This is a genomic window from Polaromonas sp. YR568 (assembly GCF_943369415.1).
Lineage (GTDB): Bacteria > Pseudomonadota > Gammaproteobacteria > Burkholderiales > Burkholderiaceae_C > Polaromonas.
On the sequence record NZ_CALRNF020000026.1, the window covers coordinates 1 to 14,380 of the forward strand.

Annotated in this window: 12 protein-coding genes; 5 read left to right on the forward strand and 7 right to left on the reverse strand. The window is 64.0% G+C overall.

All coding sequences use genetic code 11. The features are described from left to right. The first annotated feature begins 258 nt into the window (after nt 1–258). Both ACLV74_RS16405 and ACLV74_RS16410 read left to right on the forward strand, forming a co-directional pair. A complete protein-coding gene (locus ACLV74_RS16405) occupies nt 259–2,217 on the forward strand; it encodes a hypothetical protein (protein WP_411880469.1) in 1,959 nt (652 codons plus the stop codon). Nucleotides 2,218–2,316: 99 nt separating this feature from the next. Then, the gene (locus ACLV74_RS16410; RefSeq protein WP_411880470.1) at nt 2,317–5,163 is read left to right on the forward strand and encodes a calcium-binding protein; all 2,847 of its coding nucleotides are present in this window, start codon (nt 2,317–2,319) and stop codon (nt 5,161–5,163) included. A gap of 58 nt (nt 5,164–5,221) precedes the next feature. Here the strand turns inward: ACLV74_RS16410 and ACLV74_RS16415 are convergent, their stop codons facing one another. The 7 genes from ACLV74_RS16415 to ACLV74_RS16445 all read right to left on the reverse strand — a co-directional run bounded on the left by ACLV74_RS16415 (nt 5,222) and on the right by ACLV74_RS16445 (nt 11,402). Continuing rightward, nucleotides 5,222–5,935: a molybdate ABC transporter substrate-binding protein gene (locus ACLV74_RS16415; RefSeq protein WP_411880471.1), complete on the reverse strand. Its 714-nt coding sequence runs from the start codon at nt 5,933–5,935 to the stop codon at nt 5,222–5,224. Between the two features lie 10 nt (nt 5,936–5,945). After that, nucleotides 5,946–6,923, reverse strand: a complete 978-nt coding sequence (locus tag ACLV74_RS16420; protein ID WP_411880472.1) for a tripartite tricarboxylate transporter substrate binding protein — start codon at nt 6,921–6,923, stop codon at nt 5,946–5,948. Between the two features lie 23 nt (nt 6,924–6,946). Beyond that, a complete protein-coding gene (locus ACLV74_RS16425; RefSeq protein ID WP_411880473.1) occupies nt 6,947–7,924 on the reverse strand; it encodes a tripartite tricarboxylate transporter substrate binding protein in 978 nt (325 codons plus the stop codon). A 109-nt stretch (nt 7,925–8,033) separates the two neighbouring features. Beyond that, nucleotides 8,034–9,095: a serine/threonine protein kinase gene (locus ACLV74_RS16430; RefSeq protein WP_411880474.1), complete on the reverse strand. Its 1,062-nt coding sequence runs from the start codon at nt 9,093–9,095 to the stop codon at nt 8,034–8,036. A gap of 67 nt (nt 9,096–9,162) precedes the next feature. Next, entirely contained in the window at nt 9,163–10,272 is a 1,110-nt protein-coding gene (locus tag ACLV74_RS16435; RefSeq protein ID WP_411880475.1) for a DUF2855 family protein, read from the reverse strand. A 197-nt stretch (nt 10,273–10,469) separates the two neighbouring features. Then, nucleotides 10,470–10,886: an organic hydroperoxide resistance protein gene (locus tag ACLV74_RS16440; protein WP_411880476.1), complete on the reverse strand. Its 417-nt coding sequence runs from the start codon at nt 10,884–10,886 to the stop codon at nt 10,470–10,472. A gap of 66 nt (nt 10,887–10,952) precedes the next feature. Further along, nucleotides 10,953–11,402, reverse strand: coding sequence for a MarR family winged helix-turn-helix transcriptional regulator (locus tag ACLV74_RS16445; protein WP_411880477.1), 450 nt, complete (start codon nt 11,400–11,402; stop codon nt 10,953–10,955). Nucleotides 11,403–11,508: 106 nt separating this feature from the next. On the opposite strand from ACLV74_RS16445, the gene ACLV74_RS16450 reads away from it, so the two are divergent. The 3 genes from ACLV74_RS16450 to ACLV74_RS16460 all read left to right on the forward strand — a co-directional run bounded on the left by ACLV74_RS16450 (nt 11,509) and on the right by ACLV74_RS16460 (nt 14,380). After that, nucleotides 11,509–12,729 carry a helix-turn-helix domain-containing protein gene (locus ACLV74_RS16450; protein WP_411880478.1) on the forward strand — a complete coding sequence of 407 codons (1,221 nt, stop codon included), beginning with the start codon at nt 11,509–11,511 and terminating at the stop codon, nt 12,727–12,729. Nucleotides 12,730–12,775: 46 nt separating this feature from the next. Further along, the gene (locus ACLV74_RS16455) at nt 12,776–13,447 is read left to right on the forward strand and encodes a hypothetical protein (protein WP_411880479.1); all 672 of its coding nucleotides are present in this window, start codon (nt 12,776–12,778) and stop codon (nt 13,445–13,447) included. 123 nt (nt 13,448–13,570) lie between these two features. Further along, nucleotides 13,571–14,380 (forward strand): DUF899 domain-containing protein, encoded by an 810-nt coding sequence (locus ACLV74_RS16460; RefSeq protein ID WP_411880480.1) that lies wholly within the window; start codon nt 13,571–13,573, stop codon nt 14,378–14,380.

The window sequence follows — 14,380 nt, forward strand, 5'->3', positions numbered from 1 at the left end:
GCCCAGCGTCTGATGACATTCAATGTCGCCACGTCTATCACTCCTAATTTCCCCTGCTTTTAAAACAAGCAGGGTAGTGCCTACGTGGGTCAGATTTGGATGGAAATTACTGCGTTAAGTGGATCAGATTTCGACGGAATTCAACAGAAAAAACACCAAAGGCAACTTGCTTGACCCAGTTGGGCATTGGATATGGCTTTAAGCCTCCTGCGGGCTATTGAATAAGTTTTTTTCAACCAACTCAAACAAAGATAGATCATGGCGAACCAAACAGCATTCACTCAAATTACCCCCGCCCAGTGGAATTCATTAAGTACACAATTTAGAGAAGCCGCGGGTGCATTTGATCCAAGCATAGCGTCCCGCATCGATTTTTCGCTGGCAAAAGCGATGGACTCAAATGCCGCATTTAAGTCCTATCTCACTGCGCAAATGAACCTGAATGGCCCGGGCAGCTCAAGAAGTAACACTGACTCGATCAAACTCAACAGCGTCGCCACTCCAAACTCAACTTCCAATGCCACTTATGCATTGGGAAAAGTGGCATTTATTGGTGCGAGTGATTTTCAAACTTACGCGAATGCGCCCGCCTCCCTCGTGCTTCGTATCGTCCATGAGTTAGGCCATACCACTCGGGTGGGTGGGCAGGCATTTTTTAAGGATTCTGCCGGAAATGACTGGGCAAGCCCTGTTGCTTACCAGCAAGCACGCGCCATGGCGGAAGCGAATGCCCAGTTTGCGGAATGGCAAGTACAAAAAGGCTTCCAAACCAATCCGGTGTACTCAAATAATTTCTCCGGGACTTTGGGCAGCCCTGCTCTGTTTGCCCAGATGTCGGCGGCGGCATCTGATTCTCAAAGACTAAGCATTGCCGCGCAGGCCGCTACAGCGCCTCCTCCAAGCAACGAGCCCGGCATTACCTACGCCCAGCAAGACAGACGCGATTTTGTTCTCTACAAACTGGGTGTTACGGGCGACGCGGCAAAACTGATCGATGGGGCCGCGCTAACGGTGAGCATGCCCATTGCGAATGATCCGACGAAATGGACCGCGAGTTTTAAAACGCCCAGGTCTGCATCCGGGGACTACGCCGAAGTGACGGTGAATATCAACGGCACTCGCACCCTCCAGATAAGAGACGGTAACGGACAAGTCAAGGGGGCGGCGACTACTTTCAATGGCAATTTGCCCACCATCAGTTCCACCGTGAATGGCGTTACTACCACGCGACTGAATATTCCTGGGCTCCCGGCATCGATTGGGGAAATGACAGCCAATCTTGATGGCAGCACGACTTATGTGAGGCGTGACATTGCCGGCAATATTGCCTCCACCACAAGGGTTTCAGCGGAAGATTCAAGCGGTGTCGTCAGCGTTACCTCAAGTGACATCAGCGGAAATTTCACGAGTACCAAATTCAGCAATGAATATGGTTTTGTGGTTTACAAGGAGCAATACGATGCTTCCGCAAAAACACTCAGCGCGGAATACTATGACGACGGCGGCCAGGTCGTTCAACGGTCTACGACTACTACCGATTTTCACGGTTCTACGGAAACCGTCACTACAAACGGCGCCGGTCAGATCATCAGCCGCCAGACCAATGTCGACATGAATGGCGACGGCGAATTTGATCGCAGCGAATACCGCTTGAACGATGCCCAGGGTCACGAAGTGGGACACGTGCGGGAGTCCGAATCCGCAACGCCAGCAGCTCCGGCACCGACCAGCACATCCACCGACCTGCAAAGCCTGGTAGAGCGCCTGCACCAAAGCGCCGGTCGCGACGACCACTACGCCGTGGAAGTGGCCGCGCTGCGCAAGCTGGTGGGTGCGCAAGGTGTGGGCGAAGCATGGGCGGGGCAAAACCTGCTGCGCGCCACCGATGCGCCCGAGGAACTGATTCGGGGTGAAGAGACGGCGCATTCCGCCCTGCAAGGCTTTGCCGACGAAGTGTGGGCCGACGGGCTCAAGGCTTCGGAGTGGACTGCCGTGCGCGATAACAACCTGAACGCCCCCTTTTTTATCGCACCAGCCAGCTCTCTACCTGGCACTTACACATCGCCTGACCCGATCACGGCCGCCAACCTTGCCATGTTTGGAGACCAGCATTCGATGCAGCGATATGACCGGCTGACCGAGTTGTACCGTGCGATGGACAGTTTTTATGCATCACATCAGTCCACGGCTCCGGCGTTTGGTATCCATAACGACTAAGGCTACGGCGACTTCGGATCGTTCAATTCCGCGGGCCAGTACCTGCCGTATTACAACGACTACGACCCCGGCTTCGATTTCAATTCCGATTTCCCGACCATGGACTTCGGCTTTGACTATTCCTACTACGCCCCAGTCGCGCTTGACCTGGACGGGGACGGCATAGAGCTGGTGCGGCAGGAAGTGTCGAATGCCTACTTCGACGTCAAGGGCACGGGTTTTAGAAACCATGTGGGATGGGTGGGCGCCGACGACGGCTTTCTTGCCATCGACATCAATGCGGACGGCAAGATCGACCAGGCGAAGGAATTGTCATTCGCGCTGTGGACCGACGCACCCAATGATTCGGACATGGACGGCTTGCGGGCAGTGTTTGACACCAACCACGATGGGAAGATCAGCAGCGCGGACGAGCAGTTTTCGAAATTGCGCGTCTGGCAGGATAAAAACGGTGATGGCCTCACAGATGCGGGTGAACTCAAGACACTCGCGCAGGCCGGCATCGCGAATTTGAGCCTGACCGTTGCGGCCACCCAATGGAGCAGCGGCGGCAACAAGGTCGATGGCTTCAGTACCTATACGCGCACCGACGGCAGCGTGGGCATGAGCGCCGACGTGGAGCTGGGCTATACCGGCCCGGGCTGGCAGTCCTCGGTGGGCGGCAACCTGGTGCGCCTGACGCAAGGCGGCGGATTGAGCTTTGGCCTGGCGCAAGGCAGTGCCTTGAATATCGACGTCAATGCCAGCGGGCTCAGTGGCGCGGTCGGCGGTGCCGGCGCCGATAGCCTGAGCACCAGCGGCAACCAGGGTGTGATGCTGCAGGGCGATGCGGGCAACGACGTGTTGGCCGGGGGCGCGGGCGATGACTGGCTTTCGGGGGGTACAGGCTCTGACGCCTTGAATGGCGGCGCCGGCGACGACACCTTGTTGATCGACGCGGAGGACCTGCAGGCCAAACTCAACGGCGGCGCGGGTTTTGACATTGCCGTGGTCACGGGCGCCGTGGGTGTGACACTGGATCTCGGTCCCGCCAATCTGGAAGCGGCCATTGGCGGTACGGGCAACGATGTGCTGAGCAACTCGGGTTACGGGCGGGTCATTCTGGCCGGTGGCGCGGGCAATGACATCCTCAAGGGTGGGCGCGGCGATGACGTGCTGGAAGGCGGCACCGGGAACGACCAGCTGTCCGACCTGGCGGACGGCAGCGACACCTATCTTTTTTCGCGCGGGGACGGCCAGGACACGATTGAAGACAAAAGCTTTTCCGGTGCCGACAAGCTGGTTCTGCAAAACATCGCTTCCGGTGAATGCACGTTCTCACGCAAAGGCCCGGATTTGACGCTGGTGTTCGGTCAGGGTGACCAAGTCACGGTGCGCAACTACTACGATGCTTCGAACAGCTACCGGATCGAACGCGTGGAATTTTCAGATGGCGTGGTGTGGACTGCGAGAGAGCTGGCGATTGTGCTGGTGCAAGGCACCAGCGGCAATGACAGCCTGGGCAGCACCCAGTTGCAGGAGCGCGATATCTATGCCGGCGGAAAAGGCAATGACGCGTTCACCGACACCTTCGGCGGCAATGACACCTATATTTTTGCGCGAGGCGACGGCCAGGACACGATCATGGACGAGGGTATGGGCGCCAACGATGACCGGATTGTCCTGGACAATATTTCGTCCACGGAAGCGCTGCTGTCCCGCACAGGCCAGGACTTGATACTTGGCTTGGGCCCAAACGACCAGATCACGGTCAGGAACTACTTCTCGTCCTTCGGGTGGAACAAGGTTGAGCATGTCGAGTTCGCCGACGGTGTGGTGTGGGACGGCATCCAGATGAATGCCGCGGCGATACGCGGAACGGTGGGGGATGACAATCTGTCCGGGGGCAACTTCTCGGAAAGCAACCGCTACATTGGCGGCAAAGGTAATGACACCATCACTGATTCCCAAGGCGGCAGTGATACCTATATTTTTACGCGCGGCGACGGGCAGGACACGATCATCGACAGCGGCATGAGCAGCACCGATGACAGGGTATCCCTGACGGATATCAAGTCCACAGAAGTTACGTTGTCGCGCACGGGCCAGGACTTGTTGATTGCGATGGGTGCAATCGATCGCATCACTGTCAAGAACCACTTTGACCTCCTTGGTACGGGTAAGGTTGAGCATTTGCAGTTCGCTGACGGTGTTGAGTGGGGCAGCGCCAAACTGGATACCGCGGCGCCGGCCGCAGTCTCAAGTCCTGTGCTTGCTCCTGTGTTGATACCTGCGATACCTTGGATTTCCCTCACGCCTCTTAAACCGGTCACGTCCATCGCTCCCATCGCTCCCATCGTCCTGGCGCCGGTAGTGGTACCTCCCGTCATTCCTGTCATTTCGCTTACTTCTCCGCCCAGTCTCATTGGTGTTGGAAGCTCGGTGCAGTCCAGCATTGATTACGTCTTGGGCGCGGCCGAACAGAACCTGACCTTGACGGGTACGGCCGCCGTCAACGGCACAGGCAATGCCTTGGCCAACACGCTAAGCGGCAATGCCGGCAACAACACGCTAACAGGCGGCACCGGTAATGACTGTTACCTCGCATACCGCGGCATGGGGCAGGACCGCATCGTCGAGAACGACATCACAGTCGGCAACACCGACACGGTGTCTTTCGCCTCCGGCATCGCCAACAACCAGCTGTGGTTCAACCACACAGGCAACGATCTGCAAATCGGCATCGTCGGCACAGCGGACAAGATGACGGTGCAGAACTGGTACCTGGGCAGCCAGTACCACGTCGAGCAGGTCAAGACCGGCGACGGCAAGGTGTTGCTCGACACCCAGGTCGAAGCCCTGGTGCAGGCCATGGCCGGCTTTGTGCCTCCGGCGATGGGGCAGACGACGTTGACGGCCGCGCAACAGACCGCGCTGGCGTCTGTCATTGCCGCCAACTGGCACTAGGCCTTTTCGTGCCGGCAGGGTAAGCGTCTGTCCGGCCGATTGATGCGCGACGGCCGGTTCAGGCTTCGAACCCGCAAGCCAGCCTCGCCGCGGCGGTGTCCGGGCCGGCCAGCAGGGCGATGAGTTCACTCGCGGCCTGCGCGTGGTGCGAGGCGGTGCACACCGCGGCTGTGTAGACGGTCGCCAGCTCAAAGGCCTTGGGCAAGGTGGCCACCAGTTCCACCCCGGGTGTGAACAGGATTTCGGTCACCTGTGTGCAGCCGAGGAGGCCGGGTTCATCACATTCCGCCATGGCTTTCATGGCGGTCGCGCCGTTGGGGTGGGGCCGCAGCCGGGCGGCCAGTTCGGCCTCCAGTCCGAGTTCCCTCAGCACACGCATGAAATGGATGCCGGCCGTGGCTTTCACCGGGTCGGGGAAGTAGATGCCGCTGGCTGCTTGCAGCGCGGCCTTGAGCGCGGCGGGGCTGCCCACGTCCACGCGAGGCTCGCCGGTCTTCACGGCCACGCCGGTTTTGACGGCGCCCAGGGCGCGCGCGCTGGCGGCCTGCACATGGCCGCTTTCAGCCAGCTCTGTGATCAGCGCCTGGCTCAGGATGATCACGTCGCAGGGCTGGCCGGCCAGCAAGCCGTCCTTCATCAGGCCCACGGCGCCGAAGGTGCCGGCGATGCGGAAGTGGTGCTGCGCCAGGAAGCGGTCCTGCAGCTGCGTGACCAGCCCTTGCGCGGCACCGCCGCTGAGGAGGTGGAGTACGGGTGAAGAGGATTGCGGCATCAATACAGCCTCAATCCACCGTGATGTGCGCGGTCTTGATGACGCCGGCCCATTTGGCGATGTCCTCGCGGGTGTATTTGTCAAAGGCTTCCGGGCTCATCACCATGGGCGTGGCGCCCTGTTTGCCCCAGAGTTGTTTGATGTCCGGCTGGCCGACGATTTTCGACACCGCCTCGTTGAGTTTGTCGACGACGGCCTTGGGCGTGCCGCGCGGCGCCATCAGGCCCAGCCAGATGGTGGCCTCATAACCGGGCACGCCGGCTTCGTGCAGCGTCGGCACGTCGGGCAGCACCTCGGAGCGCTGCTTGCCGGTAGTGGCCAGCGCCTTGACCTTGCCGGCCTTGACCTGCTCGGCCATGGTGGTCACGGCGTCGAACATCACGTCGACCTGCCCGCCTATGACGTCGGTGCGCGCGCCGCTGCTGCCGCGGTAGGGGATGTGCACCAGGTAGACGCCAGCCATGCTTTTGAAGAGCTCGCCGGCCATGTGGTAGGGCGTGCCCGGGCCCGACGAGGCGTAGTTGAGCTTGCCCGGCCGCGCTTTCGCGTCGGCGATCAGCGCCTTGAGTGTGGAGTCCGGCAGCGCGGGCGTGGCCACCAGCACCAGGTCGGAATAATTGATGGGCGCCACCGCCACAAAGTCGCGCATCAGCTGGAAGGGCTTGTTGGCGATCAGCGATTCATTGACCGTGTGCGCATTCGACATCAGCAGCAGCGTGTAACCATCAGGCGCGGATTTCGCCGCCGCGTCGGTGCCGATCACGGAACCGGCACCGGGCCGGTTGTCGACCACAAACGTTTGTCCCAGTGAGTCCTGCAGGCGCTGCGCCATGAAGCGCGCATACACGTCGGCCGGGCCGCCGGCTGCGAAGGGCACGATGATGCGTACCGGTTTGCTGGGGTAGCTTTGCGCCAGGGCCGGTGTGAGCGCCGCCGTGGAGGCCATGCCGAGTGCGAGAAGCATGCATCGAATGAAACGGGTGGACATGACGGCCTCCAATGAGAAAGAAGTTATTCGACCTTGCCGATGCGCTTGACGACGTCCGCCATGCGCTTCGCATCAGCCTGCACATACTTTTCAAAGTCCGGGCTGTCCTGGTACAGCACCGGGCTGCCGGCGCCCAGGATCACTTCCTTGACCTTGGCGTCCTGCGCGGCCGCCTTTGCGGAGGCTCGCAGGCGCTGGGCGATGGGCTCCGGCGTTCCGGCGGGGATGAAGAGCCCCGACCACTGGGCGTATTCGGCATTGAAGCCGCTGCTCTTCAGGCTGGGCACGTCGGGCATGGACGGCAACACCTCGTTGCCCCAATGGCCCAGCACGCGCAGCTTGCCGGCCTTGACCTGTTGCAGCACGGTGGCCGGTCCTGAGGACACGGCGTCTATCTGCCCGCCCAGCAGCGCCACCACCGCCGGGCCGGCGCCGGTGAAGGGGATGTGCGTGAGCTTGATGCCGGCGTTCTGCGCCAGGATTTCCATGGGCACGTGCATGGTGCCGTAGTTGCCGGACGAGCCGTAGTTGATCGCGCCCGGGCGCTTTTTGGCGTCGTCGACAAACTGCTGCACCGTCTTCCAGGGCGCATCGGCGCGCACCGCCAGCACGGTCGGGTCGGCGGTGTAGCGCGCGATGGGGCGCAGGTCGGTGAGCGCGAACATCGCGGGCCGGCCCAGCAGGGTGTCGGCTTCGGGGATCACGGTCAGCGAGGAAAGCGCCATGACGACGGTGTAGCCGTCGGGTTTTGCCTTGGCGGTATAAGCCATGCCGATGCCGCCGCCGGCGCCGGCCTTGTTTTCGATCACCACAGGCTGGCCGAGGTCGCGCGACATGGCCTCGGCCACTGGCCGCGCCACCAGGTCGGCCAGGCCGCCGGGCGGGAAGGGCACGACCATGGTGATGGGTTTGGTGGGCCAGGCGGCCTGAGTGGATTGGGCGGCGCACCAGCCGTGGGATGCCAGCAGCAGGGCGGCCAGCAGAAGCGGGCGAAATGTCATTCATGTCTCCAGACGCCGCCGTCAAAGCGCGGGGCTGCTGGACATGCTAGCGATGAGTGGCGTTTCGCCTCTCATCGCAATCCCTATGTGTACGTAGTAACTACCCGGTTTACACGACCAGCGGCGTTTCCTGCATGGCCTCGGTCTGCTCTTCCAGCATGTCGATCTGGCCCTTCCAGTAGTCGCTGGAGCCGAACCACGGGAAGTTGATCGGGAAAATCGGGTCGTGCCAGCGCTGCGCCAGCCAGGCGCTGTAATGCACCAGGCGCAGGGTGCGCAGCGGCTCTATCAGCGCGAGCTCGCGCCGGTCGAATTCGCGGAACTCCTCATAGCCGTCGACCAGCGCGCCCAGCTGCCGCGTGCTCTGCGCCCGGTCGCCCGAGACCAGCATCCACAAGTCCTGCACGGCCGGGCCGCTGCGGGCGTCGTCGAGGTCGACAAAATGCGGCCCCGCCAGCGGCAGGCCTTCGGGCGTCCACAGGATGTTGCCGGGGTGGCAGTCGCCGTGCAGGCGCAGCGTGCGCACGTCGTCCACGCTTTCAAACACGGTCTGCGCCACCAGCATGGCTTCCTCAAAAGCCTTGCGCCAGCGCGACTCCATGTCCAGCGGGATGTAGCCATGGGCGTCCGCACCGCCCGCCAGCAGGACGTCGCGCGAGGCAAAACCAAAGGTCTGCAGGTTGAGGGCAGGGCGGTGTGTGAAGGGCCTGGCGCTGCCCACGGTGTGGATGCGCGCGAGGAAGCGGCCTATCCATTCCAGCACCTCCAGGTTGTCGAGTTCGGGCCGGCGCCCGCCGCGGCTGGGAGAGACGCTGAAGCTGAAGCCGCCGAAATGGTGCAGCGTGGCGCCGTCAAGTACCAGCGGGCCGACGACCGGGATCTCGGCGGCCATCAGCTCGGCCGCGAAAGCGTGTTCTTCGATGATTTGCGCGTCGCTCCAGCGGTCGGGCCGGTAGAACTTGGCGACCACCACGTCACCGGCCAGGTCGGCATCGCCGACGGGGCTTTCCAGGTGGACCTGGTAGACCCGGTTTTCATAGCTGGACAGCGCCATCAGGCGGCCGTCGCCCAGCAGGCCCACGCTGGCCAGCGCGTCCAGCACGCGGTCAGGGGTCAGCGTCTCGTACGCATGCAGCGTGGCGCTGGTGGGGGCTGGGCTTTTGTCGGTCATGCCCCGATTGTCGGGGCAGATGCCCATGGCCAGCCAGCCGGGGCTTGTAAACGGCTGTGTCGGCGCTTCAGGGCTGCAGGATATGGCCGGTGCGCGGATCGCCCTTGCCGGCCAGCACCTCGCGGTACACCGCTTCCAGCGGCGCCCGGCCCGCATGCCGCTCGGGTATGAGCCAGGGCGGCTCGGCGCCGGTCACCTTGCGGGTGAAGTTTTGCCAGGCCTGCGCCAGCTGCCGGCCGAAGGCTTCTGCACCCCAGTCGGCAACGCGTTTTTTGACCTGGGCCGGCGCGAAAAACAGCACCGGCCGGGGGCCCGGCAAATCCCGCGAACCTCCCTTGGCCGCGAGCTCATCGACATGGGTGCCGCCTATGGAGCAGTTGTAGCGGAGCTGGCCAAAACGGCCATGGATGCGCTGGCGCAGGGCGGCGCTTCCCGCGAAATCAACGTAAATGCAGGGCGTATCGGCGGCGATGCTGTCCAGCGCGTCATAGGCCAGCACGCGGCTGTAGCAGCCCAGGCCTTCACAAAACGCCGTATTGCCCGGCGAGGTGAGGCCGACGACCTCCAGGCCCTTGCGTCGTGCCAGCGGAAAGGCCGTGCCGTAGGCGGTTTTGCTGGAGGCGCTGGACAGCAGCAGGGTCGTGCCGCCGCCGAAAAAATCGTTATCGGCCAGGAAATCGTCAATCAGGAAGGAGGTGATGAACAGCGGCCGCAGCAGCGACTGGACGTCTTCGGTGGCGGCATCATAGAACGGGTCTGTGCTGCAGCGCATGTACTGGTTGTAGACCACCGGCAGTGCTTGCCGGTGCACGGCGCCGTCAAAGAAGCCGGCGGGCGTCACGCGCACCGGCTGCATCACCAGCTCGCTGCCCATGGGGTAGTAGCCGTAAAACTTTTCGCCCACGGCAAGGCCTTCGCACAGGGACTCCGTCACCACGGAAAAACCCCACACCGGGATGCAGCCCCATGCCTCGTCGCCGGTCGGGAAGAACTGCCAGTAGTGCATCGCATCACCGAAGGCCGCATAGGTGACGTTGTTGGCGGTGAAGGCAAAGGACTCGATGCCCAGCCGCACCTGGCCGGGCGCCAGCGGAACGGGAGCGCCGGTATGCCAGCGCGTCTGGGACAGGGCGGCCTTTCGGACCTGGAGGGTGGAGGTGGCGAGGGCTGCGTTCATATGCAACACCGTAAATGAAACGGCCCGCCGGTTCAACACCGGCGGGCCGCTTTGGTGACAGCTGAAATAAGTTCACCCCCGTCCAGGCTCACTGCGTGTAGCCTGTTCCCCCCTTCGAGGGGGCGGCGCCTGGGGCCGGCAAAGCCGGACCCTCGGCCCCCGCTGGTGAAATGCCCCGTCGGGGAGCGTGGGTGGCTTTACTTCAGCGTGATCACGACGTCGATGTTGCCGCGGGTTGCGTTGGAGTAAGGGCAAACCTGGTGCGCTGCGTCGATCAGTGCCTGTGCAGCGGCGCGGTCCATGCCGGGCAGGGTGACGTCCAGGCGCACGGCGATACCGTAGCCGTTGGGGATCTTGCCCAGGTCAACGCTGGAGTCGATGGCCACGTCGGCGGGCACGTCGATCTTCTTCATGCCGCCGACGGCCTTCATCGCGCCGATGAAGCAGGCTGCGTAGCCGGCCGCGAACAGCTGCTCGGGGTTGGTGCCGGTGCCGGCGGTGCCGGGCGAGCTCAGCGTGACGTCCAGGCGGCCGTCGTCGGTCTTGGACTTGCCGTCACGGCCGCCGGTGGTGTGGGCGTGGGCGGTGTAGAGGACTTTTTCGAGTGTGGTCATGGTGGCTTCCTTTGAAAAATACCCCAGTCGGGGCGGGTTAAAAATTCGGTGAATCAGTGAAAGAAATCAGGCGGTGAGCCGCTTGCGGAAAGACTGCACTTGCTGCGTCAGCGACACCAGCTCGGGGATGGAGCATTGCGTGGCGCTCAGGATGCAGCCCGGGATTTTGGCGGCCTTGGCTTTCAGCTTGCGGCCCGCGGCCGTCAGCGTGATGTGCACGCGGCGCTCATCCTGCACGGCGCGCAGGCGCGACACCAGGCCGGCCGTTTCCATGCGCTTGAGCAAAGGCGTCAGCGTGCCGGAATCCAAATACAGGCGTTCGCCGAGCTCGGACACCGTGAGGCCGTCCTGTTCCCACAGCACCAGCATCGCGAGGTATTGTGGGTAGGTCAGGCCCAGCTCTTCGAGCATGGGCTTGTAGAGCTTGGTCATGGCCAGCGAGGTGGAATACAGCGCAAAACACAGCTGGTTGTCCAGCTGCAGCATCGCGTCCACGGTGTCGGTTTTGTTGGGCATGGGATGAATTATAGCGAGCAATTGAATTGTGTGCAAGTTAATTTGCATCCGGATGTTTCAGGGCCGGTTTCCAGGCGCTGCGGCCCGCTGGTGTAGCCTGTCGCCCATGGATTCCCTGATCACCGCCTCCGCGCGCGCGCTGGCCGCCGGCGATGCGCTGGGCGCGCTCAAGCGGGTGGCCCTGCGCGACGACCCGCCGGCGCTGGCGCTGCGCGGCATCGCCATGGCCCAGCTCGGCGAGCACCCTCGCGCGCGTGAACTGCTGCGGCGCGCCGCGCGCGGTTTCGGCGCCCATGAAGAACTGGCGCGCGCCCGCTGTGTGGTGGCGGAGGCCGAGGTGGCCATGGCCATGCGCGACTTCGCCGGCTCGCCGCGCGCGCTGGCGGCGGCCTCGGTCACGTTGCAGGCGCATGCCGACACCGCCAATGCGCTGCAGGCCTGGCTGATCACGGCGCGCCGGCTGTTGCTGCTGGGCCGGCTGGAGGAGGCGTCGGCCGCGCTGGCGAAGCTGGACGCGCGCGGCCTGCCGCCCGCGCTGAGGGCGGTGGCCGAACTCACATCGGCCGAACTGGCCTTGCGCTCGCTGCGCGTCGGCGAGGCGCGCATGGCATTGGCGCGCGCGCACGCGGCGGCCGAACGCGCGCAGGTGCCCGCGCTCGTGGTCGAGGTCACTGAAGCGCGGGCCGTGCTCGACAAGCCCGCGGCGCGGCGCCTGACAGCGGGCGGCGAGCAGGCGCTGCGCCTGGACGAGGTGGCGGCGTTGCTGGCCTCCGACGCGCTGGTGGTCGACGCCTGCCGCCGCGGCCTGGGTGCCGGCGGCCAGTGGCGGCCGCTGGCGCGCCGGCCCGTGCTGTTCGCCCTGGCTCGCGCGCTTGCCGGGGCATGGCCCGGCGATGCCGACCGCGAGTCCCTGATCGCGTCCGTGTTTCGCACCAGGCATCCCGACGAAACACACCGGGCGCGCCTGAGGGTGGAGATAGGGCGGTTGCGCGCGCTGGTCAAAACCCTCGCCACCATCGCAGCGACCGAGCGCGGCTTCATCCTCAAGCCGCTCGGCGAACGCGACGTGGCCGTACTGGAGCCGCCCATCGCCGGCGACCAGGCCTCGTTGCTCGCGCTGCTCTCGGACGGCGCGGCCTGGTCCACCTCGGCGCTGGCGCTGGCTTTGGGCGCGAGCCAGCGCACCGTGCAGCGCGCGCTGGCCGAGCTGGAGGCCGACGGGCGCGTGCGCTCCCTGGGCCGGGCGCGGGCACAGCGCTGGCTGGCGCCGCCGCTAGCCGGATTCACGACGATCTTGTTACTCCCCGCCGCGCTGCCGATTGGATAGAGTTGTCTCCATGGCATCGATAGACGATGCAACACAAGGAGCAACGATGAGCAGCAAGACCCTCGGCAAAACACCCGAACCCAAGGCACGCCCCGCCGAGATCGTGCGCGAGTACGGCCCCTTTCCCGGCGCCGGTGATATTGCCGGCGTCACCCATGACGGCCAGCGTGTCTGGGCCGCCGCAGGTGCCCGTCTGATTGCCTTCGACCCGGCCAGCGGCGAGACCACACGCACGCTGGACTGCGCGGGCGATGCCGGCACCGCCTTTGACGGCAAACACCTGTACCAGATCGCCGAGGCGCGCATCGACAAGATAGACCCGGCCACCGGCAAGGTGGTGGCGTCCATCCCGGCGCCCGGCAGCGGCAGCGACTCGGGCCTGACCTGGGCCGAAGGCAGCCTGTGGGTGGGCCAGTACCGCGACCGCAGGATCCACCAGGTCGACCCGAAGACGGGCGCCATCCAGCGCACGATTGAGTCCAACCGCTTCGTCACCGGCGTGACCTGGGTGGACGGGCAGCTGTGGCACGGCACCTGGGAGGGCGATGACAGCGAGATCCGCCGCGTAGACCCGAAGAGCGGCGCCGTGCTGGAGCGGCTGGAGATGCCGCCCGGCACCGGCGTCAGCGGGCTCGAATCCGACGGCGCGGACCTCTTTTACGCGGGCGGCGGCAAGAGCGGCAAAGTCCGCGCCGTGCGGCGGCCCAAGGCGGCCTAGAGCCCGGCGCGCAAGGCATGAAGCCCTTGCGCTGATATTCCCCGGCCTCGCGGCCAAAACGAGCGCACCTGTTTCAGCACGGGCCGGGCAGCGCATTGACCCACGCAAACGAAGGAGAAGACCATGAGCATCGCTACCGCAGAAACAAACACCGCAAACCATCCCGTCGTGTCCAGGGACACCTGGCTGGCCGAACGCAAGACCCTGCTGGAGCAGGAAAAGGAACTGACACGCCTGCGCGACCAGATCGCCCGCGAGCGGCGCGCGCTCCCCTGGGTCCACGTCGAGAAACACTACGTCTTCGACACGCCCGAAGGCAAACGCTCGCTGGCCGACTTGTTCGAAGGGCGGCGCCAGCTGATGGTGCAGCACTTCATGTTCGGCCCGGGCTGGGAGCAGGGCTGCCCGAGCTGCTCCTACATGGCCGACCACACCGACGGCATGCAAATCCACCTGCAGCAACGCGACCTCAGCTTCGTGGCCGTCTCGCGCGCCACGCTGCCCGAGATAGAGCGCTTCCGCCGGCGCATGGGCTGGCAGTTCAGGTGGATGTCTTCGAACGGCAACGATTTCAACTACGACTTCCACGTGAGCTTCAAGCCCGAAGAGCGCGTCGACGGCCACGTTAACTACAACTATGGCCTGGTGGAATTCCCGGCCGAAGAAGCGCCCGGCATCAGCCTGTTCTACAAGGACGGCGACGGCCAGATCTTCCACACCTATTCGACCTACGGGCGCGGTGTGGAGGTGATGATGGGCACCTACAACATGCTGGACCTCACGCCCAAAGGCCGCGCTGAGCAGGACGGCTTCTACAAGATGGACTGGGTGCGCCACCACGACCGCTACGGCGCCGCGTCCGCCTTCACGCCCGCGCCGGTGGCGGCCGCCACGGAAACGGCAGGCCCTTCGTGCTGCGGCACGAAGGGCTGA

What these genes read in the sequence shown, in the direction of transcription:
- ACLV74_RS16430 (WP_411880474.1), bottom strand. Translation starts at nt 9,095, where the DNA reads ATGACCGACAAAAGCCCAGCCCCCACCAGCGCCACGCTGCATGCGTAC.
- ACLV74_RS16455 (WP_411880479.1), top strand. Translation starts at nt 12,776, where the DNA reads ATGAGCAGCAAGACCCTCGGCAAAACACCCGAACCCAAGGCACGCCCC.
- ACLV74_RS16435 (WP_411880475.1), bottom strand. Translation starts at nt 10,272, where the DNA reads ATGAACGCAGCCCTCGCCACCTCCACCCTCCAGGTCCGAAAGGCCGCC.
- ACLV74_RS16410 (WP_411880470.1), top strand. Translation starts at nt 2,317, where the DNA reads ATGGACTTCGGCTTTGACTATTCCTACTACGCCCCAGTCGCGCTTGAC.
- ACLV74_RS16445 (WP_411880477.1), bottom strand. Translation starts at nt 11,402, where the DNA reads ATGCCCAACAAAACCGACACCGTGGACGCGATGCTGCAGCTGGACAAC.
- ACLV74_RS16405 (WP_411880469.1), top strand. Translation starts at nt 259, where the DNA reads ATGGCGAACCAAACAGCATTCACTCAAATTACCCCCGCCCAGTGGAAT.
- ACLV74_RS16440 (WP_411880476.1), bottom strand. Translation starts at nt 10,886, where the DNA reads ATGACCACACTCGAAAAAGTCCTCTACACCGCCCACGCCCACACCACC.
- ACLV74_RS16425 (WP_411880473.1), bottom strand. Translation starts at nt 7,924, where the DNA reads ATGACATTTCGCCCGCTTCTGCTGGCCGCCCTGCTGCTGGCATCCCAC.
- ACLV74_RS16450 (WP_411880478.1), top strand. Translation starts at nt 11,509, where the DNA reads ATGGATTCCCTGATCACCGCCTCCGCGCGCGCGCTGGCCGCCGGCGAT.
- ACLV74_RS16460 (WP_411880480.1), top strand. Translation starts at nt 13,571, where the DNA reads ATGAGCATCGCTACCGCAGAAACAAACACCGCAAACCATCCCGTCGTG.
- ACLV74_RS16420 (WP_411880472.1), bottom strand. Translation starts at nt 6,923, where the DNA reads ATGTCCACCCGTTTCATTCGATGCATGCTTCTCGCACTCGGCATGGCC.
- ACLV74_RS16415 (WP_411880471.1), bottom strand. Translation starts at nt 5,935, where the DNA reads ATGCCGCAATCCTCTTCACCCGTACTCCACCTCCTCAGCGGCGGTGCC.